Genomic DNA, 25,996 nt, shown 5'->3' with positions numbered 1-25,996 from the left:
GACCGGGAGAATGGAATCCTATACGGATGCCCTGCGGGAACAGGAGAAGGCGTTGGAGAACATCAATAACAAACTGGCGCTGCTTCCGGACTCATCGGGCTGTTACCTGATGAAGAATCGGGAAGGCACCATCATCTATGTGGGTAAGGCCAAAGTTTTGAAGAACCGGGTGCGGTCCTATTTTCGCGGCAGCCATAACGGAAAAACGCAGCGCCTTGTCTCCGAAATCCGCGATTTTGAATACATTGTCACCGCCAGCAACATGGAAGCCCTTATTCTTGAATGCAATCTGATCAAGAAATACCAGCCACGCTACAACGTGCTGCTGAAAGATGACAAAACATTTCCTTACCTCAAAATTACGAATGAACCGCATCCGCGCCTGGAGGTTACGCGGCGGGTGCTTAAAGATAAAGCAAAATATTTTGGGCCTTATCCCAATGCTTATGCCGCCCATCAGACGAAGAAGCTGCTGGACCGGATGTATCCCCTGCGCAAATGCGGGGCCATGCCCAAGGAGGTATGTCTGTATTATCACATGAACCAATGCCTTGGTCCGTGTGAGTACGAAGTGAGCCAGGAGACGTACCAGCAGATCAGAGAGGAAATCAGTTCATTTCTGAGCGGAGGGCATGAGGAGATCAAGAAGGAACTGCAGCGCAAAATGCAGGAAGCGGCGGAGGAGCTCTACTTCGAGCGCGCGAAGGAGCTACGGGATCAGATTATCAGCATTGAGGCCATGATGGAGAAGCAGAAGATTACAACGGCCGATACGAAGGATCGCGATGTGTTCGGCTTTGCCGTAGACAAAGGCTGGATGTGTGTGCAGATTTTGTACGTCCGCAAAGGTAAAATGATCGAACGTCACATGTCGACCTTCCCGTTCTATGGAGAGCCGTACAATGACTTTATTTCTTACGTGACCCAATACTACAGTGATAATCCGGCGCTGCCGCAGGAAATTCTGCTGCCTGACGCGCCCTCTGTGGAGGGTTCTGCCTCCGGGGAAGAGCAGAATGTGACTGGAGAGGATCTGCGGCAGGCGGACCGGGTGGCGGAGTCTGCTGTTGCCTACACCGCCGGTGAGAACTCTCTGATGGAAAAAGGGCAGCAGGGCGAGGAAGACCTGCAGCTATCGGCAGGTGGCGGCCTGGAGGAACCCCATACGGCGGCAGCTGCGCTGCAGCAATGGCTTGAGATCAAGGTGCTGCTTCCGCAGCGAGGATTGAAGCGTCAGATGGTCAGCATGGCGACGGAGAACGCCCGGGTTGCGCTGGATGAGAAGTTCCGCCTGATCGCCAGGGATGAGGAAAGAACGTCCAAGGCGGCGGATAATCTGGGTCGCGCCATCGGCCTGGAGAGCCTGCACCGCGTGGAGGCGTTCGATAACTCCAACATTCAAGGGGCCAACCCGGTATCCGCGATGATCGTGTTTATCGATGGCAAACCGGCCAAGAAGGAATACCGCAAGTACAAAATCCGCTCTGTACAGGGACCGGATGATTATGAAACGATGCGTGAGGTTATCCGCCGCCGTTATGAACGGGTGCTGAAGGAAAATCTGGAGATGCCCGATCTCATTGTGGTGGACGGCGGGCGCGGCCAGATTTCGGCTGCGGTGGATGTGCTGCAGAACGAGCTGGGGCTGTTCATCCCGGTATGCGGTCTCGTCAAGGATGCCAAGCACAAGACGTCCCAGCTGCTCGTCGGCGATCCGCCGGAGACGGTGGCACTTCCGCGCAACAGTGAGGAGTTTTACCTGCTACAGCGCATCCAGGAAGAGGTTCACCGCTTCGCCATTACGTTTCACAGGGAGCAGCGCGGCAAGTCCATGGTGACCTCCAGACTGGATTCAATTCCGGGCATTGGGGAAAAACGGCGCAAGCTGCTGCTTAAGCATTTCGGCTCCATTAAAAAAATAAGAGAGGCCAGTGTTGAAGATTTCCGGCCTCTCTCGATCGGCGACAAGCTCGCCACACAAATTATAGCTGCCCTTCAGGATGAGGAGTCGTAATAAACGGCTTCTCTTTTTTAGTGGGATTGAAGAGATACACCACATAGCCGACTACAGCGGGCAGCACCATCCCGATAGCTCCTACGGTGATGTTGACGACATCTCCCATCGACATCAGGCTGATGCCCATCAGAATGCTGTCAAATATGACATGACTGAACATGGCGGTAATGAAGCCGTATCTAAGGAAAATAAAGCTGAACAGCAGCCCGAGGAACAGCAGCTCGATCGGACGGGTGATGACAGGATAAATCGGGTACAGGGTATGTCCGAACGCCCAGATCAGTGAGCTGAGGGCGCTGGCGGCCAGCGTGCTGCGCACGATCTTTCTCAGCATCGGGATGCCGAACAGCCTGTAAAGCGCTTCTTCTCCGATTCCCGCCATCCAGGCCATGATCGGCAGCAGCCAGGCGTAGGTCATGTTATACGGCGACTGCGTTTCATCGATGGTGGACCAGCTGCCGATCAGCAGGTTGAGAATGACAAAGATGACGGACTGAACCCCAAGCAGGATGAAAGCCCACACATATCCGGCGCCCATGCTGCGCAGCACATACACTCCGTATCCAGGCTCCTTTGCACGCGGCCACGGGTTGAGTCCAGCTGTTTTCCAAAGCCCGTTGCCTCCTACAAAGGAGAAGTAAATGATAACTCCCATCATCAGATTAAAGATGATTTGCAGACCGATGCCGAAGATCAGGACGTCGCTGTTGGCGGATTGGGCTTGCAAATAAGGCATCATGTTGAGCAGAGTCAGCACCGAAATGGCAAAATAAACGAAGCTCAGAATAATACCGCGGGTAAACGAGGTATGACGCCGGGTCAAGCTGCTGTACACCACGGCAAGCACACCGAGCACGAAGGAAAACAGCATGTAGCCGATATAGTACAAAAGGTTGGCAAGTTTCGTCTGTTGATCGACATATTCCGTATGGGAAGAAGGAACGGCAAAGGAGGACTCCAGAGAGCGGACACCCCCGTTTTCAAACGTCAGTCTGACCTGAAGCATAGCATCCCCGATCTTGCTTCCTTCGTCCGAATAGGTAAGTCCAGGCTCACTTTCCCTGGTCTCAACGGTTAGATTTTCCGTGTTATACCCCATTTGCTTCAGTAAAGGGGCAGCCAAAGCCTTTTTATCTGCAAGCGGCATACCTTCTTCGTACGCCCGCAGCAGTCCGCTCCGGGTTTCACCGTCAGGAAGAGCTTCGGTGTTGTTATAAAATCCGTCTCCGTTTTGAATAATAAAACCGACAGGCTTCCCCGTCTGCAGACCGACATCAACCATGACGGTGTGGTCCTGCGCCGGGTCGGGAAGGCTGACCCGGTAAAATTCGTAAGGATACTTCCCGCCCCACTTCCGATTGTATTCAGGGATAAGCTGCTCTTTGGAAAGATACCCGTACAGTTCGGCGTGTGCTTCATAGGCGGGAGCGGGCATTTCCCCTGCCGACTCTTTAAAACCCAAAACGGACTTGGCAAAGCCTTCTGCGCGCTCAACAGCCTTCTGTTTGCTGATTGCCTCCCCTGGCTGATTCTGGCTTAAGGATGCGAGAACCGGCAGCAGTACCTGCAGCAGCAGAAACACGGCGAGGCCGATGATGCCCAGGGTGCTCAGCTTCTTGAAATCAGCGGTTAATTTAACCGGTTTTCCGATGGGATTCATCTAATACCTCCTTCATATGGACCATTTTAACATCTTTCCGTGAGAAGTTCCTTTCCTTTGCAGGAAGGGGATGAATGGACCGTCATCGCTTCATGAGCGTGTGTAAATGCGATGAAAAAGATGAAAGAATACAATAATGTAGGATTCATGAGAGCTGGAACGCTTCTTTTGCTCTGAATTGGCGTTATTTGAGCCTTTTTCATGAAAAGCATCTTTTGTGATGTACAAGGAGAAGGTTTATAATTTGTTTGCAATTGCATACAAGCCGAATTTCGTTATGAATACGGGGGAACCATTTAATTGGGGTGAATTTCGCACCTGGTCATGGGCCGGGTCTGAATAGGGCGATTTCTGCGGCCCGAATCCGTCAGCTAACCTCGTAGGCTGCAGGCAGGAACCTGGTCAGGCACTTGGTTTTCCGGTGTCTTTTTTTAATGACTTTTTCTAGAGGTGTATAATGATAATTCCCAAATTGAAATGGCTGCGCCTTTCCCCTCCGCGCATTCTCGTGAGCGGTTTTGCCCTTATTATTTTGCTCGGTGCAGGACTGCTTATGCTGCCAATCTCCAATACGTCGGGGGTGCCACTGCCTTTTATTGACGCCTTGTTCACCGCAACGTCGGCTACTTGTGTGACCGGTCTGGTCGTTGTGGATACAGGCACGCATTTCACGGTGTTCGGTCAGGTCGTCCTCGCGCTGTTAATTCAGATCGGAGGCCTTGGCTTCATGACAATGGCTACCTTGCTGGCTCTTGTGTTCAAACGCAGAATTTCGCTGAAGGAGCGGCTGATTCTTCAAGAAGCGATGAATCAGACCTCCATGGAGGGCATTGTCGCCCTGATCCGCAAGGTGCTGTTGTACTCGCTGACCATAGAAGCAGTGTGTGCCGTGGTGTTCGCGGTCCGCTGGTCCTTTGACATGCCTGTAGGCAGAGCTATTTATTTCGGGGTGTGGCATGCCATTTCGATGTTCAACAATGCGGGTTTTGATCTGTTTGGCGAATTCCGCAGCTTGACGTTATACGTCAACGATCCGGTTATCAACTTTACAGCCATGTTTTTGATCGTTACCGGCGGTATCGGGTTTGTCGTCATGTCGGATTTGGTGGAATACCGCAAGAGAAAGAAGCTTTCCCTGCACACCAAGGTTGTGCTTACAGCGACAGCGGTGCTTATTGTTACAGGTGCGCTGGTCATCTTTGTTTTTGAATTCACGAATCCGAAGACGCTGGGCAGCCTTCCCTGGTCAGGCAAAATCCTGGGATCGCTGTTCCAGTCGGTTACGCCGCGTACGGCGGGCGCCAATACGCTGGATATTGCGGGACTCCGTCAGGCCACGCAGTTTTTCATTATTATATTGATGTTTATCGGTGCGTCTCCAGGCTCAACGGGGGGCGGCATCAAAACGACAACCTTTACGATCATGGCTGGAGCTGTTGTGTCCATGATTCGCGGAAGGGAAGATATCGTGATTTACCGTTACCGTCTGGCTCAGGATCGTATTTTGAAAGCACTCACGATTACACTGCTCGCCCTTTTTCTCGTGATAGCTGTTACGATGATCTTGACGACTACAGAGGATCGTCATTTTCTGATGATTCTGTTCGAAACGACCTCTGCATTCGGAACAGTCGGGCTTTCCATGGGGCTGACGCCGGATTTATCGGTGATCGGCAAAATATTGATCAGTTTCACGATGTTTGCGGGCAGACTCGGACCGATCACGCTTGCTTATGCTTTGGGCAAAAAGCAGAGCAAGGAGCTTTATCGCCACCCGGAAGGCAAAATGATTATAGGATAAGGGAGTTACAGATCAGCAATGAAAATTCAGCAGTTCGTGGTTATCGGTTTGGGACGTTTTGGCTCCAGCCTGGCAATGCAGCTTATGGAAATGGGATATGAGGTGCTTGGCATCGACAGGGATGAAGATGTCGTGGAAGAAATGAGTGAGTATCTGACCCATGTGGTGACCGGCGATGCCACCGATGAACAGTTGCTCCGCTCCATCGGAGTCCGCAATATGGATTGCGGCATCGTGGCGATCGGAGATGATATTCAGATGAGCATTCTCGCTACTATTCTATTGAAGGAACTGGGCATCAAGACCGTGGTGGCCAAAGCGATCTCCAAGCTGCACGGAAGGGCGCTGGAAAAGCTGGGGGTGGACCGTATCGTGTATCCGGAACGGGATATGGGCATACGGGTCGCCCACCAGCTGGTCACCCCCAATCTGCTTGATTATCTGCAGCTTTCCAAGGACTACACCATTGCGGAACTGAATGTGCCGGCATGCCTGAACGGCAAAACGCTGTCTGAGCTGAATACACGGACCCGTTTCGGCTGCAGCATCGTGGCCATTCACACCAGCAACGGGGTGCTGATTGCGCCTACAGCAATGGATAAGGTTCACTGCGATGACATCATGGTCATCATCGGCACGAACAATAATATCGGACGTTTCGAGGAAGAGGTCGTGAACCAGTAATCATTCTGTCTATTCTATACGTATTCATTAAAAAATAAGTGGGGATAACTTGGACAATAACATCGGTAAACGAGGCCGGTTGGAGGAAGAAGTATTTTCCTACCGCAGCACGAAGGACCAAAAAGTGATTCTGTACTGGCAAGGCAGACAAGTGATGATTTTGCAAGGAAAAGACAGTGAAAAGTTCCTGCAGCGAATCGCTACTGCCAACGACAGCAAAGAAGAGCAGTTGATTATGGCCAAGGTAACAGGCAATTTCAAGCGAGGGAATGAAAAACAGGCAAAGCGCCGATAGGCTAGGGTAAGAAGTTGACAGTACCCATAACAAGCTCCCTAAAAGCAACGACTTTGCTCGGATTGCGGATGAAGAATTAGAAATAGGAAACAAGGTCAAGGACAAAGGGAGTCTTCCCTGTCCTTGACCTTTCTTCTTACTTTTCTTGTAAGAGGGGTATGCACGATACCAGCGGAGAAGACGAAGCAATTCCGGAAAAGCGAAGCGGTCGCCTTTGGCCCGAAGGGTCAACAGCGATTGTAGGAATGCTTCGTTTTCGGAGCGTCTCGGAGCCGTACACCTTTTACCTCACACCATCCGGTACCCGGCAAAGGAGGCGCGGGTTTCCCCGATCCATTGTCTGGCCGTCGGACCGTGCTCGGCGGTCTCGGAATAGATGAGGCAGGTTGTGCGCCGGGTCTCCTTCAGCTCCGGAATATAGAGCGCCACCAGGCCGTTATCCCGCAACAGCTCGGGACGCAGATAAGACTTCGGCAGCAGCGCGGCGGCCTTGCAGGTCGGCAGCAGCCGGACGATCGCCTCGAAGGAGTCGATTTCCATACGGATATCGGGCATAATTCCGCTTAACTGGAACAATTCGTCGGTCAACCGCCTGTACCAGGTGCCTTTGGAGAAGGTGATCATCGGCAGGCTCTGCAGATTGGCCATCCCGATCATGCCGCTTTGTGCAGTCAACGGATGGCCGGCCGGAACGACCAGTTCCAGATGGTCGTCAAACAGGGGGATACAGCTCAGGCCCGGTTCTTCAATGGCAGAGCCAACAATGCCCGCATCAGCCTTCTTGTCCCGCACAAAACCGACGATCTCATGTGTCTTGCCTGTCAGCAGCTTGAGCTCGGTGTGCGGATGTTTGTTCATGAAGGCCTCCACCAGCGTGGGCAGGGTTGTTTGAATCGTTGTAAGGCTCGCCCCGAGTGTCAGCTCGGTCCCGCCTTCGTTTTTATACTGTGACAGCTTTTGCAGGAAGCGGATTTGCCGCTGCCGCTGCTCCAGGGCAAAGGTGTATACGAACCGGCCGGGAGAAGTGAGCTCCAGGCGTTTTCCGCGGCGGTTGAACAGCTTGACTCCCAGTTCCTCTTCCAGCTTGGCGATTTTACGGGACAAGGCAGGCTGTGACAAATTTAACAGCTTTGAGGCTTTATTCAGGCTGGACTGCTCAACTACGACGGCATAGGCGTTCATTTCTTCAAACATGAAATAGGGTTCCTTTCTGCTGAATTTTCGGCGTTATGGCCGGATCAGAAGGGTGCTAACGGGCTTTCATGTGACATATGCATAAAAGGTATAACATTTAATAAATATATTGCAATTCCATTATAAGATAAAAAGGAGTAACATGTAAGCGACACAAGTTGTTCAAATTTGGATGTGTAAATGTATGGAACACTTTGTCGCATCCTCCCGTCCGGGAGCTGTTGTTATGAATATATCATATGAAAACGCTGTTATTGGAAAGGGGTACACAACGTATGAAAGGGTATTATTCCCGCAAGATTCACTCGCTGCTCGGTGTCATTCCGCTCGGTCTGTTTTTCGTTGAGCATTTGATCACCAACTTTTCGGCTGTGGAGGGCGGCAAGGAAGGCTTTAACCGGAGCGTGGCATTCCTGAACGGCCTGCCGCTCGTATTAGTGCTGGAGATCTTCCTCATTTATCTGCCGTTGCTGTTTCACGGTATTTATGGTTTGTATATTGCGTATCAGGCCAGGCCGAACGTCAATAATTACGGATACGAGCGGAACTGGAGGTATCTCCTGCAGCGCATTACGGGAATCATCGCTTTTGTATTTATCATCTGGCACGTGTACGATACACGCTTTCAGGTTGCGCTCGGCAATGTAACGCATGCAGAGCTTGGCGGATTGATGCACAATATAGTGACCAATCCACTGTTCTTTGTTCTTTACCTGATCAGTGTCGTAGCTGTATCCTTCCATTTTGCCAACGGCCTCTGGTCCTTTTTCGTAAGCTGGGGCATTACGGTTGGGCCGCGTGCGCAGCGTGTGTCCTCCTATATTTGCATGAGCATTTTTGCCATCATGTCGATTATGTTTATTGCAACACTCTTCGCATTCCGCGGGGCTGAATTCCAGGAGGCAACGGCACTTACGCAATGGATTGGGGCCTTGAAAGTTTAAGTTCCGTTTCCGGGGGACCAAAGCGCCCCGAGTCTTATACCCATGCATTATTCAAGAAGGAGTGAGCATTCATGGCAGCAATCAATATCATTATCGTGGGCGGCGGCCTGGCCGGGCTGATGGCGACCATCAAAGCGGCTGAGGCAGGGGTTCACGTAGATCTGTTTTCATTGGTTCCGGTAAAACGTTCGCACTCCGTTTGCGCGCAGGGCGGCATCAATGGAGCGGTAAATACGAAAGGGGAGGGCGACTCCCCTTGGATCCATTTTGACGATACGGTATACGGCGGAGACTTCCTTGCCAATCAGCCGCCGGTAAAAGCAATGTGCGAAGCCGCACCCGGTATCATTCACCTGATGGACCGCATGGGCGTAATGTTCAACCGCACGCCCGAGGGTCTGCTGGATTTCCGCCGCTTCGGGGGTACACAGCATCACCGTACGGCGTTTGCGGGCGCGACGACTGGACAGCAGTTGCTGTACGCCCTGGACGAGCAAGTCCGCCGCTGGGAATCGGCTGGTCTGGTTACAAAGTATGAGAACGCCGAGTTTCTGCAGGCTGTCGTTGATGACGAAGGGATTTGCCGCGGTATCGTGGCCCAGGATTTGAAGACGATGGAAGTACAGACGTTTGCAGCGGATGCAGTGATTCTTGCGTCCGGTGGACCTGGCATTATTTTCGGCAAAACAACGAACTCTGTCATCAACACAGGTACTGCCGCCGGGGCGGTATACCAGCAGGGCGTGCGCTATGCGAACGGCGAGTTCATTCAGATTCATCCGACGGCCATTCCGGGTGATGACAAGCTGCGGCTGATGTCCGAATCCGCGCGCGGCGAGGGTGGACGGATCTGGACCTACAAGGACGGCAAGCCATGGTACTTCCTTGAGGAGAAGTATCCTGCCTACGGCAACCTTGTGCCCCGCGATATCGCTACCCGCGAGATCTTCAGTGTCTGCGTGGACGAGGGGCTGGGCATCAACGGCGAGAACATGGTGTATCTGGATCTGTCCCACAAGGATCCGAAGGAACTGGACGTCAAGCTCGGCGGTATTATCGAAATCTATGAAAAATTCGTAGGGGACGACCCGCGTAAGCTTCCGATGAGAATATTCCCGGCAGTTCACTACTCCATGGGTGGTATGTGGGTTGACTACAACCAGATGACCAACATCCCGGGACTGTTCGCCGCAGGCGAATGCGAGTACCAGTATCATGGCGCAAACCGTCTGGGAGCGAACTCTCTTCTGTCCGCCATCTTCGGCGGCATGGTTGCAGGTCCTAAAGCGGTAGAGTATATCAAAGGCCTGAAGAAATCGGCCCAGGACGTTTCTTCCTCCGTATTCGAAGGTTACAAAACAAGACAGACGGAGAAATACGAAAAAATTCTGCGCAACGATGGCAACGAAAACGCTTATGTTATCCATAAAGAGCTTGGCGAGTGGATGACCAACAATATGACGGTTGTGCGCTACAATGACAAGCTGGAAGCGACGATTAACAAAATCAAGGAATTGAAGGAACGCTACACCAAAATCAATATTAACGATGCTTCGCGCTGGAACAACGCGGGCGCGGCCTTCACGCGTCAGCTCTGGAACATGCTGGAGCTGGCCGAAGCGATGACCAAGGGCGCACTGCTGCGCAACGAAAGCCGTGGCGCACATTACAAACCGGATTATCCGGACCGCAATGACGCGAGTTACCTCAGAACGACCATTGCAACCTGGACACCTGACGGACCGAAAATTTCCTATGACCCTGTTGATGTGTCACTGATCGCGCCACGGATCCGCGATTATTCCAAGAATAAATAAGTGCTGAGCTTGTAAATACCTGTTTTTAATACAGCAGCCAAGCTGCCCGGCTCTGATCGCCCCGTGAGGGAGCGCGGGGCCGGAGAGAAAGGATGAAGAAGCGATGTCCACAGTGACCAAAACGGTGAAATTTGTCATTACCCGCCAGGACACACCGGAATCGGCACCGTACAAGGAAGAATTTGAATTGCCGTATCGTCCGGGTATGAACGTCATCAGCGCGCTGCAGGAAATTCAGCGCAATCCGGTCAACAGCGGGGGATCCAACACGGCTCCGGTCTGCTGGGAGTCGAACTGCCTTGAGGAGGTGTGTGGTGCCTGCTCGATGGTTATTAACGGCAAGCCCCGCCAGGCCTGTGCCGCTCTGGTCGACAAGCTGGAGCAACCGATTACCGTCGCTCCGATGAGCACCTTCCCTGTCGTGCGGGATCTGGTTATTGACCGCAGCCGCATGTTCAGAGCGCTCAAGAAGGTGAAAGCATGGATTCCCATCGACGGAACCTATGATCTCGGCCCGGGACCGCGCATGGCCGAGACGAAGCGCCAGTGGGCGTATGAGCTGTCCAAATGCATGACCTGCGGTGTCTGCCTGGAAGCTTGCCCGAACGTCAACGAGAAGACGGATTTTATGGGGCCTGCTCCTATTTCACAGGTTCGCTTATTCAACAGCCACCCTACCGGTGAGATGAACAAGGATGAGCGTCTGGACGCGCTGATGGAGGACGATGGAATTGAGGGCTGCGGCAACTCGCAGAACTGCGTGCGCTCTTGTCCGAAGGGCATACCGCTGACGACTTCGATCGCGGAAATGAATAAGGATACCACAAAGCGCATGTTCAAGCGCTGGTTAACTGTATAAGAACTAAAAAGGCACTTTTAAGCGACAACCGTTTCTCGGTATTCCACCGGGGAGCGGTTGTTTCATTTCGAACGGAAGTGCTTCAAAAGCCTTGTTTGGCCTGTTCAAGTACAATTATGTTAAAATATACAACAAGAATAAAACAGAGAGAGAAGAGGAATAACGGGATTGGAGTGACGGACGAACGATGGGGAACAGTCAACATAATCATCGTCCGGCTGCGGATGATATGGAAGATACGGCTCTGTCTTCACAGGGCGGCGCCAGGGTTGCTTCAGGCACGGAAAAGGAGCGGCGAACGAGGATATCCCGGCGCAGTTTTCTGAAGAAGGCTGCTGCCGCAGCAGTGGGAACGGCCGCTGTGGCCGGAGGTTATGCAGCAGTGTGGGAGCCGGATAATTTGGAAGTTACACAGTTTACAATCCATTTACCCAGGCTCCCGGCCAGCTTTAATAATATGCGGGTGTTTCATTTCAGCGACATGCACCTGGGCTTCTTCAAGGATGAAGATGACATGCGCCGCATTGCGTCCGTAATCAGCGGGCTGCAGCCGGACATGATCTGCTTCACGGGAGATATCGTTGATGATTATGCCGAGTCCATGGCCGGCTCCGTGCCGATTTTGAATTCCCTGCATGCACCCTTAGGCAAATTTGCCATTCTCGGCAATCATGATTATCGCGGAATTCCAGAAGGTGTGGAGGCTTTATACAAGAAGACAGGTTTCACGCTCCTGAAAAATGAGCATTATGTCATTCATAAAGATGGACAAAGTATGGCGGTCGTCGGGCTGGAGGATATTTTTCTCAGCGCTCCCGACCCTGAGGCGGCACTGCAGGGGCTACCTGACGGTATGTTCAAGCTGCTGCTCATGCATGAGCCGGATTATGCCGATACGGCGGTCAGTTACGGATTTGATCTGCAGCTCTCGGGCCACACCCATGGAGGGCAGGTCAGAATCCCCATGCTGGGGGCTTTACTGCCGCCGCCCGGCGGCCGCAAATACGTCCATGGGCTGTACAGGGTCGGAGCGGAGGCTATGCCGCTCTATGTCAGCAGAGGAGTCGGGACGACGAAGCTGCCGATCCGTGTGCTGTGCCGGCCTGAAGTCTCGCTTATAACGTTGAGAGCGGCACTCTGATCATAAGCGTTGCCCTGTCCGGCTTGAAGCCGTAGCATGGGCTGAGAAAGGGAATGATGAGGATGGAACGGGTAGCGGTGGTTTCGGATATACACGGGAATTTGGAGGCCTGGAATGCCGTCGTGCAGGATATCGATGCCAGGGGCATAAGCCGCATCATTTGTCTCGGAGATCTGGTGGGTAAAGGGCCGAACCCGGTGGAAGTGACGGATCAGGTGCGCAGCCGGTGCGAGGTGATCGTCCGCGGCAATTGGGACGAGCTGGTCGGAACCAAACGTGAAGATGAGAATTTCACCTGGCATGCACAGCGTCTCGGCTCCGAGCGTGTCGCTTATCTTACAGGTCTTCCCTTCCATCATGACTTGGTGATGAGCGGAAGACGGATCAGGCTACTGCATGCGTCGCCGCAAAGCGTATACCATCGGGTGCAGCCCTGGGACCCGTCGGAGAAACGGCTGGCCATGTTCGACCCGCTTCCTGGCGAAACAGGGGATGAAAGGTTTGAACCGGACGTCGTCGGTTATGGCGATGTGCACAATGCTTTTCTGCAGCATCTCCACGGAAAGACGCTCTTTAATACAGGAAGCGTAGGCAATCCCCTGGATTTGACGCAGGCGTCGTACTGCATATTGGAAGGCATGCCCGAAAGCAAGGAGAACGCACCGTTCTCCATTCATTTCGTACGGGTCCCTTATGATATCGAAGGAGCGGTTGCCCAAGCAGAGAAAGCCGGAGTCCCTTCACTCGACTATTATGTCCGCGAATTGAGGACAGCCATCTACAGAGGGCTTCAGGATTAAGCCTGGAGCACTGCGAAGGAGGAGCAACATGCTGACAAGGCAAAATCTGCTCGGCGGGCTGCCCGAGCTTCACACGGAACGTGTAAAGCTGCGGCCGCTGGGCGTGGAGGACTATCAGCCGCTGCGGGCGCTCCTGTCGCTGCCGGACGTCATAAGGTATATGAACCGGAACCGCAGACCGCCTGTTGAACGGGCAGGCCGGCTATTCCGGCAAATCCAATCCGGCTCTGCCACGCTGGATTCCATTCACTATGCGATCATTCCGCGCGACATGGAGCGGATGGCAGGGCTGGTTTCGTTCCAGCATTGGCATGAGAAGAAAGGGGAGGCGCAGATCGGCTACCTGCTTGATCCGGCATGTTGGGGACGGGGCTTCGCGGCAGAGGCTGCTGCAGGTCTGCTTTCTTTCGGGATGGAGAGCCTTGGGTTGCGGCGGATTGAGGGGCGCTGCCATGAACGTAATGACGCATCCGCCAAAGTGTTGCTTAAGAACGGTTTTCGCTACATCCGCAGAATCGGAATGCCAGGCCTGAACGATGACAGGCAGGGTGTGCTCGTGTATGAGTTGACATCTGAAGTCTATTTTGCTACGGATGTTCTTCATAAGAAAAACTAGATTTTGTTACATAAATGAAATATGGATGTAAAAAAATCCTAACAGAAAGGGGGTACAATACAAACATGACCCCCTTTTGAATAATATATATGCTGTTGGGACCCGGCGAACGGGTCTCCTTTTTTTGTTTGTTAACTTACAAAGGTACTGTTTTTTTCTTCTTTTCCTTATAATAGACCCACTCTGTATAGCCGATTTCCCGCAGACGGGTGCGAACCAGCTCCCATTCATCGCCGACACGGGACGGAATATGCGCATCGGAGCCAAAGGTGACTTCCACTTCGTAATGGAGTGCCCGCTCCAGGATGGCATCGGATGGGTACCAGCCGCCGACGAGCTTGGTTTTACCCGAAGTGTTGATCTCGATGGCTACCCCGCATTCGGCGATTATCTTCAGCGTCCCATCTACGGCTTCATCTGCTGCAATTCCCGAGAAAAGAGGATAGTTCCCTTTCATGGCGTCAATATGGCCGAGAATTTGAAACATGCCGCTGCGCGCTGATTGGGCGATCAGCTCATAATAACCTTCTTTTACGGCGACTTTCTGTGCCTTGGTGAGATTTTTCCAGCGGTTCTTGTTAAAGATGCTAACCCCTTCGATATTATGTACGGAACCGATCAGGTAATCAAAGGGGTACTTGGCCAGAGTGGAGCGGTACAACTCCGCATATTCGGGAAAATAATCCGTTTCCAGCCCGAGCAGAACATCAATCCGTCCCTCGTACTCTTTTTTCAGCTCCAGCACTTCCTGTACGTACTCCGCAAGCTGGGATTTGGCCATATAGATTTGCGGAAAAGCCTGATCTTCCTCACTGCAAAGGAAAGGAGAGTGATCAGAAATGCCGATGACCTGCAGACCTGCCTGGATCCCGGCCTCGATATAATCACGGATATTGCCGTCAGCATGGCCGCAGCGAAAGTGATGGGTATGCAGATCGAACTTCATAAGCTATATGCCTCCTGTTTCATTCGGAACTGATAAAATGGGTTTCCGGCATCCCCTTCAGGTCGCTGATAAACTGCCGCATCGCCGAGTTCAGGTAGCGGCTCGATTTATAAATGACACCGACGGGGTGGCTGACCTCCAGCACGCTAATCGGAATGATTTTCAGCGTTCCCGCCCGGATTTCGGAGCTGACGGATTGTTTGGAAATAATCGCCGCCCCGAGATTGATTTCCACCATCCGCTTGACCTCTTCACTGCTGGACAATTCCATCACAACATGCGGTTCAATTCCGTGTTTCTTGAATACATCCTCCACGAACCGACGTCCCACGGTGTCAGGGGAAAGCAGGATCAACGGGATTTCCCGCAGCGATTCCATTGTGGCCGAAGAAGCCTGGGAGGCAAGAGGATGACTGGGCGAGACAACCAGCTCGAAGGTATCATAATAAAGCACTGAGGTGCTCAGATTTGGATTACGTTCAATCAGATAGCCGATTCCAACGTCGATCATCCCGTTCTCAACCTGCTGATAGATCGCAGAGGAAGCCATGGATTGTATCGACGTTTTGATCAGCGGAAACTGGTCCTGAAAGTAAGAAAGCACACGCGGCAAAATCTGAATGGCAATGGAAGTTGTCGTCCCGAGCACAATGTGTCCCTGGGGCGTCTCGTTCAAATCGGAAAGCTTCTGACGGAGTTCTTCCACCACATCGAGAATCCGTTCGGCATGTTCCAGGAACACCTTGCCACGATCGGTCAAAGTCACAGGCTGATTCCGGTCCACCAGCACCGTTTTGAATTCATCTTCAAGGCTTTTAATTTGCGCGGACACGGCAGGCTGTGTCAAGTTCAGCAGTTCTCCCGCTTTCCGGAAGCTCATCGTTTTGGATATCGTAATTAAAGTCTCCAGTTGGCTGATGTTCATAAGACACTCCCTCCTCTCTGTTCCGGTCAATCTTTCACGGGATAACGCAGTCTATGCTGCATTCGTTTTCTCTATATTCCTTAAATTATAGGGGATTCCTGGCATCAGAGCAACGCAATCCTCTTGAGTGAACCTGGCTGGATTATGACAATTCATCCATAGACTAAAGACCTATTTTTGGCGAAGTGATAAAAAAATATGTGCTTTGAATAGGACGTTTATCACAAAAAACACAATGCCTGCTATAACAAAAGGGCAGAGATTTGACGATAAAGCATGAAGAAGGTTACACGGCTTATTTTTGGATTAAAGAAAGTGTGAGTTTTCAGCGGAGATGAAGCTTTCTTTTATCGGATTCAAACTCAAATATATGTTTTTATTTTCAAAACTAAAGTATAATATTCCTAACTATTTTAGGACTTTGGAAGTGTGACTAAAAACCCATTGAAAAGGGGCCAAGGATATCGTGAAAGCTGAAGTAATCAATCCGTTTCTGGAATCTGCACGGAATGTTATTGAACAACTGATTCAAGTATCTCCCTCAACGGGAAATCTGGCTGTCAAAAATGTAGAGCTGATTGACGACCATATCTGGATCATGATCGGCATGACCGGACAGATGAGCGGCAACGTGATGTTTGGTTTGCATGAACAGGTCGCACTGCGTATTGTCTCCCTGATGATGGGTGGCTTTGTATTGACGGAAATGGACGAGATGGGGCAGAGCGCCATATCCGAATTGGGCAACATGATCAGCGGTAACGCAAGCACCATTTTATCCAATCAGGGCGTCTCAGTCGACATTACACCGCCACAGGTTATGAAGTCCGCCCATATGACAACTTTGAGCACCGCCAAGGCTTTGAGCATTCCACTAATGATCGACGGGGTTGGTGAACTGGATATTCAAGTCATGATCTCCTAAAATGGAAAGAAGACTCTTCTTTTGAAAAGGGGATAGCCATGAGCAGCCTGAAAGGCAAAGTTGTTTTTATTACAGGCGCTTCGAGTGGTCTGGGAGCTCTATGCGCCGGTATGCTGGCTGACAGAGGAGCGATTCCGATCCTGACTGCCCGTTCTGAGGACAGGCTGCAGCGTCTATCCGCAAGCCTGCAGGGCCAGCATGAATGGTTTGCACTCGATGTAACGGATAACGAGCAGGTCACCCACGTCGTCAAGCTTGTGCTAAGCCGATATGGCCGAATCGATATTCTGCTGAATAACGCAGGTTATGGGAAGTTTGAACGGATGACAGAGATGAATGCTTCCGAGTTTGAGAACATGATGGACGTCAATTATATGGGGGCTGTACGCTGTATCAAGGCGGTTTTGCCCGCCATGCTGGAGCGCAGATCCGGACAGATTGTGAACGTAGCTTCCATAGCGGGCAAAATCGGGACAGCGAAGTCTGCGTCCTATACGGCCACCAAGCATGCGCTGCTCGGTCTCAGCAATGCCCTTCGGCAGGAACTGCGCGGGACAGGCATCGTCGTTTCAACCATCAATCCGGGACCGATCGACACGCCTTTCTTTGAGATGGCCGATCCTTCCGGAGGGTATGTCGGCAGCATCCGCTGGTTCATGATGAAGCCGGACAGAGTGGCGAAGCATATCATCCTTGCCATGGAGAAGCACAAGGAAGAGGTCAATCTTCCATATTTGGCTGCAGCCGGCATCAGGCTGTACCATTTGTTCCCACGGCTGGCCGACAGGCTGACATACAAGATGATGAATAAGAAATAAGCGGAAGTTCTGTTGACCTGAGGCGGACCGTTTGGCTGTTCTGAGGCGCTCCGGGAACGAAGCATTCCTACAATCGCTGTTGACCCTTCGGGCCAAAGGCGAGCGCTTCGCTTTTCCGGAATTGCTTCGTCCTCTCCGCTGCTATTGTGCATATTCCATACTAAAAAGCATCACACGGAAATCGTCAGTCAAAAAGAACTACCTGCGATTTCTGGTGTGGTTAAAAGGCCGAGAACAGGTTCAAGTTCACCTGTTCTCGGCCTTTTGTGCCTGGCGGTATTTGGTGAATGGCGCGTATTCGCATATAATGGATATCGGAAAGTAACATATAGACAGATCCGTTTGAATTTACGTATAGGGGTTGGACTTGTTCATGGAATTTAATTTTGCAACACTGGGCGTATCCGGCGTTCTTGCCGCCAAACTGGCGGAGCATGGGATTGAGGAACCGTCTCCGGTTCAGCAGGAGGCCATTCCGCTGATTCTGGAAGGAAAGGATGTCATCGCTCGCTCCCAGACCGGCACGGGCAAAACGCTGGCTTATTTGCTGCCGATTTTGCAAAGCATAGAGCCGGAGCTGAAAGCCACGCAAAAACTGGTGCTTGCCCCCAGTCAGGAGCTGGCCATGCAGATCGTTCGTGAAGCACAGCGTTATATGGACAGCGACATGGGGGTGCTCGGCCTGATCGGTGGAGCGGCGGTGAAGCGGCAGATTGAAAAGCTGCGCGAGCACCCGCGGCTGGTGGTGGGAACGCCGGGCCGCGTACGGGAACTGATTGCCCTGAAAAAGCTGAAGATGCACAACATCTCGACCATCGTAGTGGATGAAGTGGATCAGATTTTTCAGCTTGGTGATGCGGGGGAAGTGAATCAGATCATCAACAGCGCGCTGCGCGACCGGCAGCTAGTATTTCTGTCGGCTACCATCAGCAAGGAGATTCGCGCCATGGCTAGCCGCGAGATGAAGAATGCGGCCGAGGTCGGTATCGAGCCGGAGCGAGTGACGGCAGCTGGACTTGAACATTACTATTTTGTCTGCGAGGAACGGGATAAGGCGGATATGCTGCGCCGTGTTGTACGGACCTACAATCCGCGCAAGGCAATCGTATTTGTTAACATGACCGACACCATCGGAGAGCTGGAAGCCAAGATGAATCATGTCGGGTTGAAGGCAGCTGCTCTGTATGGCGACGCGGATAAAGTAACCCGTGCCACAGTTCTGTCCCAATTCCGCGCGGACAAGCTCAAGCTGCTGGTGGCGACGGATGTGGCTGCCCGCGGGCTGGATATCGAAGGACTGGACATGGTCATTCAATTCGATCCGGCCCCGGATTCGGAGCATTACGTGCATCGCGCTGGCCGCACAGGAAGAATGGGCCGTAAAGGTACGGTCATCTCCGTTATCACGGAACGGGAGCGTTTCATTATGAACAAATTCTCCCGTGATATCGCGGAGGATATCCGCGAGCGTATGCTGCAAAATGGAATGGTGATCGAGCCGGGCCAGACGGGCGTGCGCAGAACGGCACCGGCCAAGCCCAAGACGGAGGCGTCCCGTCCGGCTGCTCCTGCCGGGGGCGGGGGAATGAAGGAAGCATCCCGCCCTGCCGCTGTGGACAGCGGCAGGAAGCTGGCTCGTCCTCCCGCGCGTAAAGGCGGGCAGACTCAGAATGGGCTCAAAAGCAAAAGCGAGCGGGAGCGTGACCGGAAGAACAAAGGGGCTCCAAGATGGCTGAAGGAAAAGGGCCAGCAGCCTGAGTAATAGCGGTCTGAGCAATATCGGTAAACAATGGATATCCGGTGGAACCGCCGCAGAGGCGGATCGCCGGATGGAAAGAAGGGGAAGCGATGCAGAAGAATCCTGTTCTGCAAATTGGCGGACTGACAGGCGGATACAGTGCGAAGCGACCGGTGCTGCACGATGTTTCGCTGGAGGTGCAGCCTGGCGAAATGATCGGTCTTATCGGCCTGAATGGAGCTGGCAAGAGCACAACGATGAAGCATATTCTGGGCCTGATGACCCCGCAGCGCGGCGAAATCCGCGTAAACGGGCATACGAGAGAGGAGAACCCTGAACAATACCAGAGGGCGATCGCGTTTGTTCCCGAAGCACCGGAGCTGTACCCCGAGCTGACCGTCATGGAGCATCTTGAATTCACGGCCAGGGCTTACGGAGTAAGCGAGGCAGATTTTCAGTCCAGAACAGCGCATTTGCTGGATCTGTTCCGGATGCAGGAGAAAAGTGGCAGCCTGTCGATGCACCTGTCCAAAGGGATGAGACAGAAGGTCATGATTATGTGTGCCTTTTTGGCAGGGCCGCCGCTGTATATTATTGACGAGCCGTTTCTGGGCCTTGATCCGCTCGGCATTCGCTCATTGCTTGATTTTATGGTGGAGATCAAGCGCTCCGGCTCTTCGATTCTGCTGAGCTCACATATTTTATCCACCATTGAAAATTATTGCGATCGTTTCATTGTGCTTCATCGGGGAGCCGTTATCGCACAGGGCACGCTTGATGAGGTCAGGGCACAGGCGGGGAAACCGGGCATTCCCCTTGAAGAAGTATTTTATTCTCTCGTTCAGGACAGGGACTAAGCATGGATTTGAAAGCACTGCACAGGCAAAGGCGGGCCGCATTTTGGGGGCAGGTGCTCCCCTATCTCGGTTACGTTATGCAAAGCGGTCTGGCGGTTTTGTTCATGGCCTTCTTGATCACCTTTGCCGCCTGGTATACTTCCTTGATCCTTCACCTGCCGCCGGACCTGCCCATCCGGTGGATTATGCTGCTGCTTGCGGCGCCCGCGGCATGGAGCAGCTTCCGTACGTATCTGAATGACGCGGATATCGTGTTTTTGCGTCCGCAGGAATACCGGCTGCACGTATATTTCAGGGGCGCGAGAATTAGCGGAGTGGTATATAAAATCATCGGCATGCTGCTTCTGTTCATGCTGCTGTGGCCGCTCTATATCCGCAGTGATGAAGCTCCCCGTCCGCTCCTGCCGTTTCTGCTCCTGCTTGTGCTGCTGAAGCTGCTGTTCAGCTACGGCGGCTGGCAGGAGCTGCGTATGGCTTCTCGGAGCACGGCCGGCGTTTACCGGCTGCTGCGCTGGGTGCTTGCCGTCCTGACCATCGGTGCCTGGCTATGGCAGCCGCCGCTGCGCAGTCTGCCGTTCATCCTGCTGGTGGCGGCGTTGTATTATGCCGTCCTGCGTCTGCCAGCCAAGCATAAAGTCCCGTGGGAGCATCTGATCCGGGTGGAGCAGGCCCAGGCGGGACGGGTGATGCGCACCCTCGCCTGGTTCGTGGACGTTCCGGCCTGGACGCAGCGGGTGACGCGGCGGCGCTGGCTGGCCTGGCTCGGCAGCCGTATTCCCTGGAGCCGGGATGCGGCATACCGCTACCTGCTGGTGAAGACCTTTGCCCGTACAGAGCCTGCAGGTATCGTGACCCGGCTACTGATTTTGGGGCTGCTGCTGATCTGGATATTGAGCGGGGGTTGGGCGGGCAGCGCTGTATATCTGCTGTTCGTATTTTTAATCGGCGTACAGCTTGCCGCCCTGCGGCGGTCACATCGGGATTCCCTGTGGCTGCAGCTGTATCCGATCCCGGAGAGCGCCCGCGGGAATGCCTTCCTTCACTTTTACATGCAGATCATGCTTCCGGCAGCGGTCGTTCTATGGCTGCCGTTGCTGGCCGGTGGAGCTGGCCGATGGTCTGCCGTATGGCTTTCCTTGGCAGCGGGCCTGCTGCTGATTCTGCTGCAACGCAGGATGCAGGCGAAGAAATGGGCCAGTGACCCGGATGAAGAGTAAGCATAACAGAAAGAGGGGGCTCCCGGCATCATAGCTTGGGAGCACCCCTCTTTTTAAATGGATCTAAATGAATCTATGCTTGCAGCAAATCCTGAATCCCTTGATAGATAAGATTATATAAGTCCTCCAAAAACTCTTCTTCAATACAGGAGAAAGCAACGCGCAAATCATGCTCGCCAAGGGCAATTGTGCCGACCCCGTACTGCTGCAGCAAATGGATACGCAGCGCCTCGGCATGGACCGTCTTCAGCTTCAGGCACATAAAGTAGCCAGAGTTGAAAGGGTAATAGTCCCAGGCATCATCATACTTGCCGCTGTCTAGCAGTGCTTTGACCGTATTGGCCCGGCCCTTCATGACGGCGAATTTCTCCGCCTTCTGCTGTTCGAATGCCGGGGATTTCAGGGCTTCCAGCACAAAAGTCTGCGACGGATGCGGTCCGCTGGAAATGGTGGCGCGAATAATGCCGAGCGTCTTCTGCTCCAGCGCCGACAGCACTTCACTGCTGTCCGAGGCATAGGTGATGAAACCGACGCGGAATCCCCACACATATTCCTCTTTGGTGGCGCCGTCCACCTTGATGGCCAGCACACGCGGATGAAGGGATGCTAATTTGCCAAATAGCGATTCCTGCAGGGAATCCTCGAAGAACAGGCCAAAATAGGCGTCATCCGTAACAACAACAACGTTAATGCCGGCTTCGGCGGCGTCACGGATGGCGGCGACGATTTCTTCGCCTTCGCTTGCTCCAGGTGTGTAGCCGGTAGGGTTGTTAGGGAAGTTCAGAATGACGATGGCCTTGCCGGTATCCTTCTGCGCCAGCAGGGCTTCGCGCAGCCCCTGGCTGTTGAAGGTCATCTGCTCCGTGAACAGCGGGAAATTGACAAGCCGGGCATGGCGGCGGATGCCGAAGGTCAGCTCATAGTTCTCCCAGTTTTTGTCGGGATAGATGACGGCATCGCCCTCTTCGACGAACAGGTCGGCCACGATGCTCAGACCGTGGGTCAGGGCATTGGTGACAATGGGATTTCCGAACGTTTTATGCTCCAGTGCGGGATTTTCCTTCAGCATTTTCTCACGCCATGCGGCGCGTAATTCCGGTTTGCCGGCAGGCGGCGCATAAGGATACAGGTCTTTCGGGCTGAAGGCCGACAACTTGTCGTGGATGACGCCCAGATGCATCGGTCCCCCTGCTTCTGTGGCAATGCCGATCGTCGCATTGTATTTTTTGGCCAGCTTGCCCGCTTCCGCAGACTGGCTCAAGATCCCTTCCTTTGGAAAATAAATTTCCTTGCCGAGCTGGGAAAGCATATCGTACACATGCTCGTTACTTGTCTGAATACTTTGGTTTAATTGCACAGCCAGTGGATTCATCCCGGTTTTCATCCTTCCAGTCATGTAAGGTTATTGCAGGAATGCGCAGGGATCGCGATCATACGGTCCGCTCTGTTTTCTGCTGCCAATCATTATAGCATTTCACCGCGTTACAGTCACGGGAAAAGCTCATGAAAAACAGAAGGCGAAAATCCGGGGTTAAGCTGTGTAATCATTGATGAAAAGGGCAGTATTGGCGCATTAAGTCCGCCGTTTCCTGATCGCGGTTTTGCCCGCGCTCTTCGAGCTGTCTGATCAGGCTGTCCCTGTCAGTCTGCTCCAGATTTTGGCCGAATTTAAACTTGGCGGTTATGGATTCAGGTACGATGCGTGTCAGGGATACGGCTTTGAGAGCAACTCTGTAGCGGTCATCCTGCGGGTCGATTGGCGCATATCCGCCCTCCGGCTGCAGCTTGCTCATAAAGCTTGTGAAAATCCGTGCCTTCTCGTCTAACTCACGCACCGCTTCCGCCCGCCCGGAAGCTGTTACGCTTTTGAAGTAGGACGTAGCGGGGCAGGCCATTTCGGGGTCTTCAAAATAGGACGGGATCAGCGCATATTCGTCGGCGACCGTAAAGCTTACGGTATCGCTGCTCTGCAGATGCTTCATTTTCTCTCCGGCATAGCTGCCGTGAAAGTAAAAGCAGCTGTCTTCGTATACAAAATTTAATGGTGTAACACGCGGCCGCCCGTCCGGACCGACCGTGCCTAAAAAACCGAAGCTCATGCCATGCAAATAGCTGCGAATTTCCTCTTCTTCTGTCACTGTAAATTCTTCTCTTCTCATGTATGCAACCTCCCTATAAAACTGGCGGGATATGACCCGGCAACTTGTTTTTTCAGCATAAACTGCAAATTGACATGAAATAAGAGCCAATTTAAAGTAATTATATTAGACCAATTTTTATGCCGAAGGGGGTTCAGTATTTCGTAATGGAGTTCATGCTGCCGCTCGATTCTTATTTGGAAAAGCACCCATATAAATATGCCGCACTATATCATGCTCTGCGTGATGCCATCCTTAACGGCACGCTGCAGGGAGGGACCAGGCTGCCCTCGTCGCGCTGGCTGGCGGAGCATTACGGACTGTCGCGCGGCTCGGTGGCGGAGGCGTACGATATGCTGCTGGCCGACGGATATGTGCAGGCTGAAGTCGGGCGGGGGACGTTCGTCGCACCTGCGGCCAGCCCGCAGCCTGAGGCGGGCCGGGAGTCAAGCATCGTGCTCTCTCCCTGGGGACAGCGACTGATGCGGATTAAGGACTGCGTCCGACAGGAGTATGGCCCACAGGACACGGTCATTCCAGGACGGCAGGGTCCCAAACACAAGGATTTGATCAGCCTGATTCCACAGGGCATGCAGCGGGAGCACTTTCCGCATGAAGAGTGGAAAAGTGCGCTTTATGCCGCGGCCCGTGAAGCAGCGGAGCCTGGGGTGGAGGACCGCGCGGGGGCCGCCGAGCTGCGCGAAGGCATCGCCGCCCATCTGCGCCTCACACGCGGCATTCGGGCGGATGCAGACACCATCGTGCTCTTCAGCGGCTCCATGCAGGGCATCGCCCTGCTGACACAGCTTCTGGTTGCGGAGGGAGATAACGTCGTGCTGGAGCAGAGCTGTTATCCGGGTATTCAGACCGCAGTGAGAGCATGCGGGGGTAATCCGCTGCCAGCGGGGCTGGACCGGGATGGTATCATCCCCGGGAGCTGGGATTCCAGGCTGCTGTTCGTCACGCCCGCCCGCCAATATCCGACAGGCGCGGTGCTCAGCCTGGGCAGACGCCGTGAGCTGCTCGGCTGGGCATCCCGCCACAATGCCGTCATTATCGAGGACGATTATGACAGTGAGTTCCGTTGGGGCGGCAGGCCGATTGAGCCGCTGAAGGCGTTGGATACGGAAGAACGTGTCATCTATATCGGCTCCTTCTCGAAAACGATGCTGGCCGACTTCCGGCTGGGTTATGCCGTGGTGCCGCCCGCACTTGTTGGTCCGCTGCTCGCGGCTAAAGGGCTCTACGATCCGCTCCCGCCCGGATTGCTGGAGCAGCGGGCCCTTGCCCGCTTCATGGCCCGCGGAAGCTATGCGCGCCACCTGCGGCGCATGACCAGGCTCTATGGAGCCAGGCATGATCATTTCCGCGAAAGCATGAGCCGCCATGCCTCCAGGCTGTTTGCATTGGAGCCGGGTGATGCCGGCCTGCATATCTACGCTCGCTGGAAGCAGGACCCGGCCTGCTATCCAGCTTTTATGGAGGCTGCCGCCGCGCATGGGGTCATTCTCAGGGACATGTCCGCTTATCATCTTGTTCCTGCTTCCCCATCCGTCAGTTTGGGATTTGCACACCTGGATGAGGAGCGGCTGGAGGAGGGAGCGAGAAGGCTGGCGGCGGCATGGCAAAGCTTGAAGTGAGCCCGTTTTATTTTGCGGTATGACAGAAAAACCACCGGAAAGGAGGCGGCTCCTCCAACCGGTGGTTTTAAAGACGGATGCAATTGTCCTGCTATTGCTATCGTTAATAGATCGTGGTCGCCCCAGGCTCTAAATGGCGCACCCGCTGTAAATCTTAAGAGCCGGGCTTGTCCGATACAAAACGGCCGAGCGCTTCGCCCATTTTCACCCTTGCTCCCTGATGCAGGGAAGGATCGGGTGTAAACGTGCCGCTCTCCGTCAGCAGCACAACCGTAGAACCAAACTCGAAATAAGCCAGCTCGTCGCCGGCCGTCCAGGATTTGGCGTCTTCATCGGTGTAGCGGATGCTGCTTACATTCATGGCCCCGACCTTGACCAGGGCTATTTCTCCGTATTCGTGGGAAATATATGCGATTTTGCGTTCATTGCGGCTTAACACGGTTCTCATATGGGTAAGTCCAAAATCATTTACCGGATACACTTTGCCCTTCACATGCTCTTTTTCAACCAGATTTCCGGTAACCGGCGCGTGAATCCTGTGATAATCCGTTGGACTCAGGTAGAGAACAAAGGCGTGTCCGTGTGTATACTTCTCAAGCCGGGGCGAGAAATGAAGCAGCTCTTCCAGCGTGTAATCCTGCCCTTTCACATTCAGCAGCATACCGGCAGTGACCCCGCCGTTGTATGTAATCAAAGCGTCAACCGGGCTGACCATGATGTCCGGGGCTGCATGTACCGGTCGCGCGCCCGCCTTCAGCCTGCGTGTAAAAAAAGCATTCAGCGAAGGATACTGCCTCCAGTCCTGCTCGGCCTCCTCCGCTGTAATACGATAGGTTCGAATAAATGTAGGGATGATATGCCGGCTGGCACCGCTTTGAGCGAAAGCCCCCATCAACCGACAGACCCATTTGCGAGATGAGAGCTCTGTCATCAGCCGCAGCCACCGTTTTGTCATTACTGCTCC

The 25,996-nt window shown here is 53.3% G+C and carries 23 protein-coding genes and 1 riboswitch; of the genes, 16 read left to right on the top strand and 7 right to left on the bottom strand.

Features of this window, described 5'->3' with window-relative positions; translation table 11 throughout:
- The first annotated feature begins 10 nt into the window (after nucleotides 1-10).
- A complete protein-coding gene (uvrC, locus tag ACE5LO_RS15290; protein ID WP_375520882.1) occupies nucleotides 11-2,014 on the top strand; it encodes an excinuclease ABC subunit UvrC in 2,004 nt (667 codons plus the stop codon).
- Here uvrC and ACE5LO_RS15285 read toward each other — a convergent pair.
- Nucleotides 1,983-3,677 carry a CPBP family intramembrane glutamic endopeptidase gene (locus ACE5LO_RS15285; RefSeq protein ID WP_375520881.1) on the bottom strand — a complete coding sequence of 565 codons (1,695 nt, stop codon included), beginning with the start codon at nucleotides 3,675-3,677 and terminating at the stop codon, nucleotides 1,983-1,985. The genes uvrC and ACE5LO_RS15285 overlap by 32 nt on opposite strands.
- Before the next feature lie 253 nt (nucleotides 3,678-3,930).
- Nucleotides 3,931-4,078, top strand: a riboswitch (cyclic di-AMP (ydaO/yuaA leader).
- Between the two features lie 56 nt (nucleotides 4,079-4,134).
- On the opposite strand from ACE5LO_RS15285, the gene ACE5LO_RS15280 reads away from it, so the two are divergent.
- The 3 genes from ACE5LO_RS15280 to ACE5LO_RS15270 are packed head-to-tail and all read left to right on the top strand — an operon-like array spanning nucleotide 4,135 to nucleotide 6,457.
- Nucleotides 4,135-5,478: a TrkH family potassium uptake protein gene (locus tag ACE5LO_RS15280; protein ID WP_375520880.1), complete on the top strand. Its 1,344-nt coding sequence runs from the start codon at nucleotides 4,135-4,137 to the stop codon at nucleotides 5,476-5,478.
- An 18-nt stretch (nucleotides 5,479-5,496) separates the two neighbouring features.
- Entirely contained in the window at nucleotides 5,497-6,162 is a 666-nt protein-coding gene (locus ACE5LO_RS15275) for a potassium channel family protein (protein WP_375520879.1), read from the top strand.
- Nucleotides 6,163-6,211: 49 nt separating this feature from the next.
- A complete protein-coding gene (locus ACE5LO_RS15270; protein WP_375520878.1) occupies nucleotides 6,212-6,457 on the top strand; it encodes a hypothetical protein in 246 nt (81 codons plus the stop codon).
- A 288-nt stretch (nucleotides 6,458-6,745) separates the two neighbouring features.
- On the opposite strand, the gene ACE5LO_RS15265 is transcribed toward ACE5LO_RS15270, so the two are convergent.
- Nucleotides 6,746-7,651, bottom strand: coding sequence for a LysR family transcriptional regulator (locus ACE5LO_RS15265; protein WP_375520877.1), 906 nt, complete (start codon nucleotides 7,649-7,651; stop codon nucleotides 6,746-6,748).
- A gap of 275 nt (nucleotides 7,652-7,926) precedes the next feature.
- Here ACE5LO_RS15265 and ACE5LO_RS15260 point away from each other — a divergent pair, with 275 nt between their 5' ends.
- The 6 genes from ACE5LO_RS15260 (at nucleotide 7,927) to ACE5LO_RS15235 (ending at nucleotide 13,828) form a co-directional block, all read left to right on the top strand.
- The gene (locus ACE5LO_RS15260; RefSeq protein ID WP_375520876.1) at nucleotides 7,927-8,595 is read left to right on the top strand and encodes a succinate dehydrogenase cytochrome b558 subunit; all 669 of its coding nucleotides are present in this window, start codon (nucleotides 7,927-7,929) and stop codon (nucleotides 8,593-8,595) included.
- Between the two features lie 71 nt (nucleotides 8,596-8,666).
- Nucleotides 8,667-10,412, top strand: coding sequence for a succinate dehydrogenase flavoprotein subunit (gene sdhA, locus ACE5LO_RS15255; protein WP_375520875.1), 1,746 nt, complete (start codon nucleotides 8,667-8,669; stop codon nucleotides 10,410-10,412).
- Between the two features lie 103 nt (nucleotides 10,413-10,515).
- Nucleotides 10,516-11,271 carry a succinate dehydrogenase iron-sulfur subunit gene (gene sdhB, locus ACE5LO_RS15250; RefSeq protein WP_375520874.1) on the top strand — a complete coding sequence of 252 codons (756 nt, stop codon included), beginning with the start codon at nucleotides 10,516-10,518 and terminating at the stop codon, nucleotides 11,269-11,271.
- A 187-nt stretch (nucleotides 11,272-11,458) separates the two neighbouring features.
- On the top strand, nucleotides 11,459-12,412 hold the full coding sequence (locus ACE5LO_RS15245) for a metallophosphoesterase (RefSeq protein WP_375520873.1): 954 nt from the start codon (nucleotides 11,459-11,461) through the stop codon (nucleotides 12,410-12,412).
- A gap of 62 nt (nucleotides 12,413-12,474) precedes the next feature.
- Nucleotides 12,475-13,212, top strand: coding sequence for a metallophosphoesterase family protein (locus ACE5LO_RS15240; RefSeq protein WP_375520924.1), 738 nt, complete (start codon nucleotides 12,475-12,477; stop codon nucleotides 13,210-13,212).
- A gap of 28 nt (nucleotides 13,213-13,240) precedes the next feature.
- Nucleotides 13,241-13,828 carry a GNAT family N-acetyltransferase gene (locus ACE5LO_RS15235; protein WP_375520872.1) on the top strand — a complete coding sequence of 196 codons (588 nt, stop codon included), beginning with the start codon at nucleotides 13,241-13,243 and terminating at the stop codon, nucleotides 13,826-13,828.
- A 136-nt stretch (nucleotides 13,829-13,964) separates the two neighbouring features.
- On the opposite strand, the gene ACE5LO_RS15230 is transcribed toward ACE5LO_RS15235, so the two are convergent.
- Together ACE5LO_RS15230 and ACE5LO_RS15225 are read right to left on the bottom strand one after the other, a co-directional pair.
- Nucleotides 13,965-14,774, bottom strand: a complete 810-nt coding sequence (locus tag ACE5LO_RS15230; RefSeq protein WP_375520871.1) for a histidinol-phosphatase — start codon at nucleotides 14,772-14,774, stop codon at nucleotides 13,965-13,967.
- 19 nt (nucleotides 14,775-14,793) lie between these two features.
- On the bottom strand, nucleotides 14,794-15,699 hold the full coding sequence (locus ACE5LO_RS15225) for a LysR family transcriptional regulator (RefSeq protein WP_375520870.1): 906 nt from the start codon (nucleotides 15,697-15,699) through the stop codon (nucleotides 14,794-14,796).
- A 466-nt stretch (nucleotides 15,700-16,165) separates the two neighbouring features.
- Here ACE5LO_RS15225 and ACE5LO_RS15220 point away from each other — a divergent pair, with 466 nt between their 5' ends.
- From ACE5LO_RS15220 to ACE5LO_RS15200, 5 genes are all read left to right on the top strand, one after another.
- The gene (locus tag ACE5LO_RS15220) at nucleotides 16,166-16,624 is read left to right on the top strand and encodes a chemotaxis protein CheX (protein WP_375520869.1); all 459 of its coding nucleotides are present in this window, start codon (nucleotides 16,166-16,168) and stop codon (nucleotides 16,622-16,624) included.
- Between the two features lie 38 nt (nucleotides 16,625-16,662).
- A complete protein-coding gene (locus ACE5LO_RS15215; RefSeq protein WP_375520868.1) occupies nucleotides 16,663-17,442 on the top strand; it encodes an SDR family NAD(P)-dependent oxidoreductase in 780 nt (259 codons plus the stop codon).
- A 373-nt stretch (nucleotides 17,443-17,815) separates the two neighbouring features.
- Nucleotides 17,816-19,204 (top strand): DEAD/DEAH box helicase, encoded by a 1,389-nt coding sequence (locus ACE5LO_RS15210; protein ID WP_375520867.1) that lies wholly within the window; start codon nucleotides 17,816-17,818, stop codon nucleotides 19,202-19,204.
- An 86-nt stretch (nucleotides 19,205-19,290) separates the two neighbouring features.
- A complete protein-coding gene (locus ACE5LO_RS15205) occupies nucleotides 19,291-20,037 on the top strand; it encodes an ABC transporter ATP-binding protein (protein ID WP_375520866.1) in 747 nt (248 codons plus the stop codon).
- Nucleotides 20,038-20,039: 2 nt separating this feature from the next.
- Nucleotides 20,040-21,254: an ABC transporter permease gene (locus ACE5LO_RS15200; protein ID WP_375520865.1), complete on the top strand. Its 1,215-nt coding sequence runs from the start codon at nucleotides 20,040-20,042 to the stop codon at nucleotides 21,252-21,254.
- A 73-nt stretch (nucleotides 21,255-21,327) separates the two neighbouring features.
- Here ACE5LO_RS15200 and ACE5LO_RS15195 read toward each other — a convergent pair whose 3' ends face one another.
- Both ACE5LO_RS15195 and ACE5LO_RS15190 read right to left on the bottom strand, forming a co-directional pair.
- Nucleotides 21,328-22,626 (bottom strand): aminotransferase class I/II-fold pyridoxal phosphate-dependent enzyme, encoded by a 1,299-nt coding sequence (locus tag ACE5LO_RS15195; RefSeq protein ID WP_375520864.1) that lies wholly within the window; start codon nucleotides 22,624-22,626, stop codon nucleotides 21,328-21,330.
- Nucleotides 22,627-22,798: 172 nt separating this feature from the next.
- Entirely contained in the window at nucleotides 22,799-23,413 is a 615-nt protein-coding gene (locus ACE5LO_RS15190) for a pyridoxamine 5'-phosphate oxidase family protein (protein ID WP_375520863.1), read from the bottom strand.
- A 146-nt stretch (nucleotides 23,414-23,559) separates the two neighbouring features.
- On the opposite strand from ACE5LO_RS15190, the gene pdxR reads away from it, so the two are divergent.
- Nucleotides 23,560-25,032 (top strand): MocR-like pyridoxine biosynthesis transcription factor PdxR, encoded by a 1,473-nt coding sequence (gene pdxR / locus ACE5LO_RS15185; RefSeq protein ID WP_375520862.1) that lies wholly within the window; start codon nucleotides 23,560-23,562, stop codon nucleotides 25,030-25,032.
- A gap of 154 nt (nucleotides 25,033-25,186) precedes the next feature.
- Here pdxR and asd read toward each other — a convergent pair whose 3' ends face one another.
- Nucleotides 25,187-25,987, bottom strand: a complete 801-nt coding sequence (gene asd, locus ACE5LO_RS15180) for an archaetidylserine decarboxylase (protein ID WP_375520861.1) — start codon at nucleotides 25,985-25,987, stop codon at nucleotides 25,187-25,189.
- Between the last annotated feature and the right edge of the window lie 9 nt (nucleotides 25,988-25,996).

This window comes from Paenibacillus medicaginis (assembly GCF_042138635.1).
In the GTDB taxonomy this organism is placed as follows: Bacteria; Bacillota; Bacilli; order Paenibacillales; family Paenibacillaceae; genus Paenibacillus; species Paenibacillus medicaginis.
Note: the sequence above shows the minus strand (reverse complement) of the source record. Positions and strands in the feature narration are given on the sequence as shown.

Coding starts and splice junctions, on each gene's coding strand:
- uvrC (WP_375520882.1), top strand. CDS start 11: ATGGAATCCTATACGGATGCCCTGCGGGAACAGGAGAAGGCGTTGGAG.
- ACE5LO_RS15285 (WP_375520881.1), bottom strand. CDS start 3,677: ATGAATCCCATCGGAAAACCGGTTAAATTAACCGCTGATTTCAAGAAG.
- ACE5LO_RS15280 (WP_375520880.1), top strand. CDS start 4,135: ATGATAATTCCCAAATTGAAATGGCTGCGCCTTTCCCCTCCGCGCATT.
- ACE5LO_RS15275 (WP_375520879.1), top strand. CDS start 5,497: ATGAAAATTCAGCAGTTCGTGGTTATCGGTTTGGGACGTTTTGGCTCC.
- ACE5LO_RS15265 (WP_375520877.1), bottom strand. CDS start 7,651: ATGTTTGAAGAAATGAACGCCTATGCCGTCGTAGTTGAGCAGTCCAGC.
- ACE5LO_RS15260 (WP_375520876.1), top strand. CDS start 7,927: ATGAAAGGGTATTATTCCCGCAAGATTCACTCGCTGCTCGGTGTCATT.
- sdhA (WP_375520875.1), top strand. CDS start 8,667: ATGGCAGCAATCAATATCATTATCGTGGGCGGCGGCCTGGCCGGGCTG.
- sdhB (WP_375520874.1), top strand. CDS start 10,516: ATGTCCACAGTGACCAAAACGGTGAAATTTGTCATTACCCGCCAGGAC.
- ACE5LO_RS15245 (WP_375520873.1), top strand. CDS start 11,459: ATGGGGAACAGTCAACATAATCATCGTCCGGCTGCGGATGATATGGAA.
- ACE5LO_RS15240 (WP_375520924.1), top strand. CDS start 12,475: ATGGAACGGGTAGCGGTGGTTTCGGATATACACGGGAATTTGGAGGCC.
- ACE5LO_RS15235 (WP_375520872.1), top strand. CDS start 13,241: ATGCTGACAAGGCAAAATCTGCTCGGCGGGCTGCCCGAGCTTCACACG.
- ACE5LO_RS15230 (WP_375520871.1), bottom strand. CDS start 14,774: ATGAAGTTCGATCTGCATACCCATCACTTTCGCTGCGGCCATGCTGAC.
- ACE5LO_RS15225 (WP_375520870.1), bottom strand. CDS start 15,699: ATGAACATCAGCCAACTGGAGACTTTAATTACGATATCCAAAACGATG.
- ACE5LO_RS15215 (WP_375520868.1), top strand. CDS start 16,663: ATGAGCAGCCTGAAAGGCAAAGTTGTTTTTATTACAGGCGCTTCGAGT.
- ACE5LO_RS15210 (WP_375520867.1), top strand. CDS start 17,816: ATGGAATTTAATTTTGCAACACTGGGCGTATCCGGCGTTCTTGCCGCC.
- ACE5LO_RS15205 (WP_375520866.1), top strand. CDS start 19,291: ATGCAGAAGAATCCTGTTCTGCAAATTGGCGGACTGACAGGCGGATAC.
- ACE5LO_RS15200 (WP_375520865.1), top strand. CDS start 20,040: ATGGATTTGAAAGCACTGCACAGGCAAAGGCGGGCCGCATTTTGGGGG.
- ACE5LO_RS15195 (WP_375520864.1), bottom strand. CDS start 22,626: ATGAATCCACTGGCTGTGCAATTAAACCAAAGTATTCAGACAAGTAAC.
- ACE5LO_RS15190 (WP_375520863.1), bottom strand. CDS start 23,413: ATGAGAAGAGAAGAATTTACAGTGACAGAAGAAGAGGAAATTCGCAGC.
- pdxR (WP_375520862.1), top strand. CDS start 23,560: ATGGAGTTCATGCTGCCGCTCGATTCTTATTTGGAAAAGCACCCATAT.
- asd (WP_375520861.1), bottom strand. CDS start 25,987: ATGACAAAACGGTGGCTGCGGCTGATGACAGAGCTCTCATCTCGCAAA.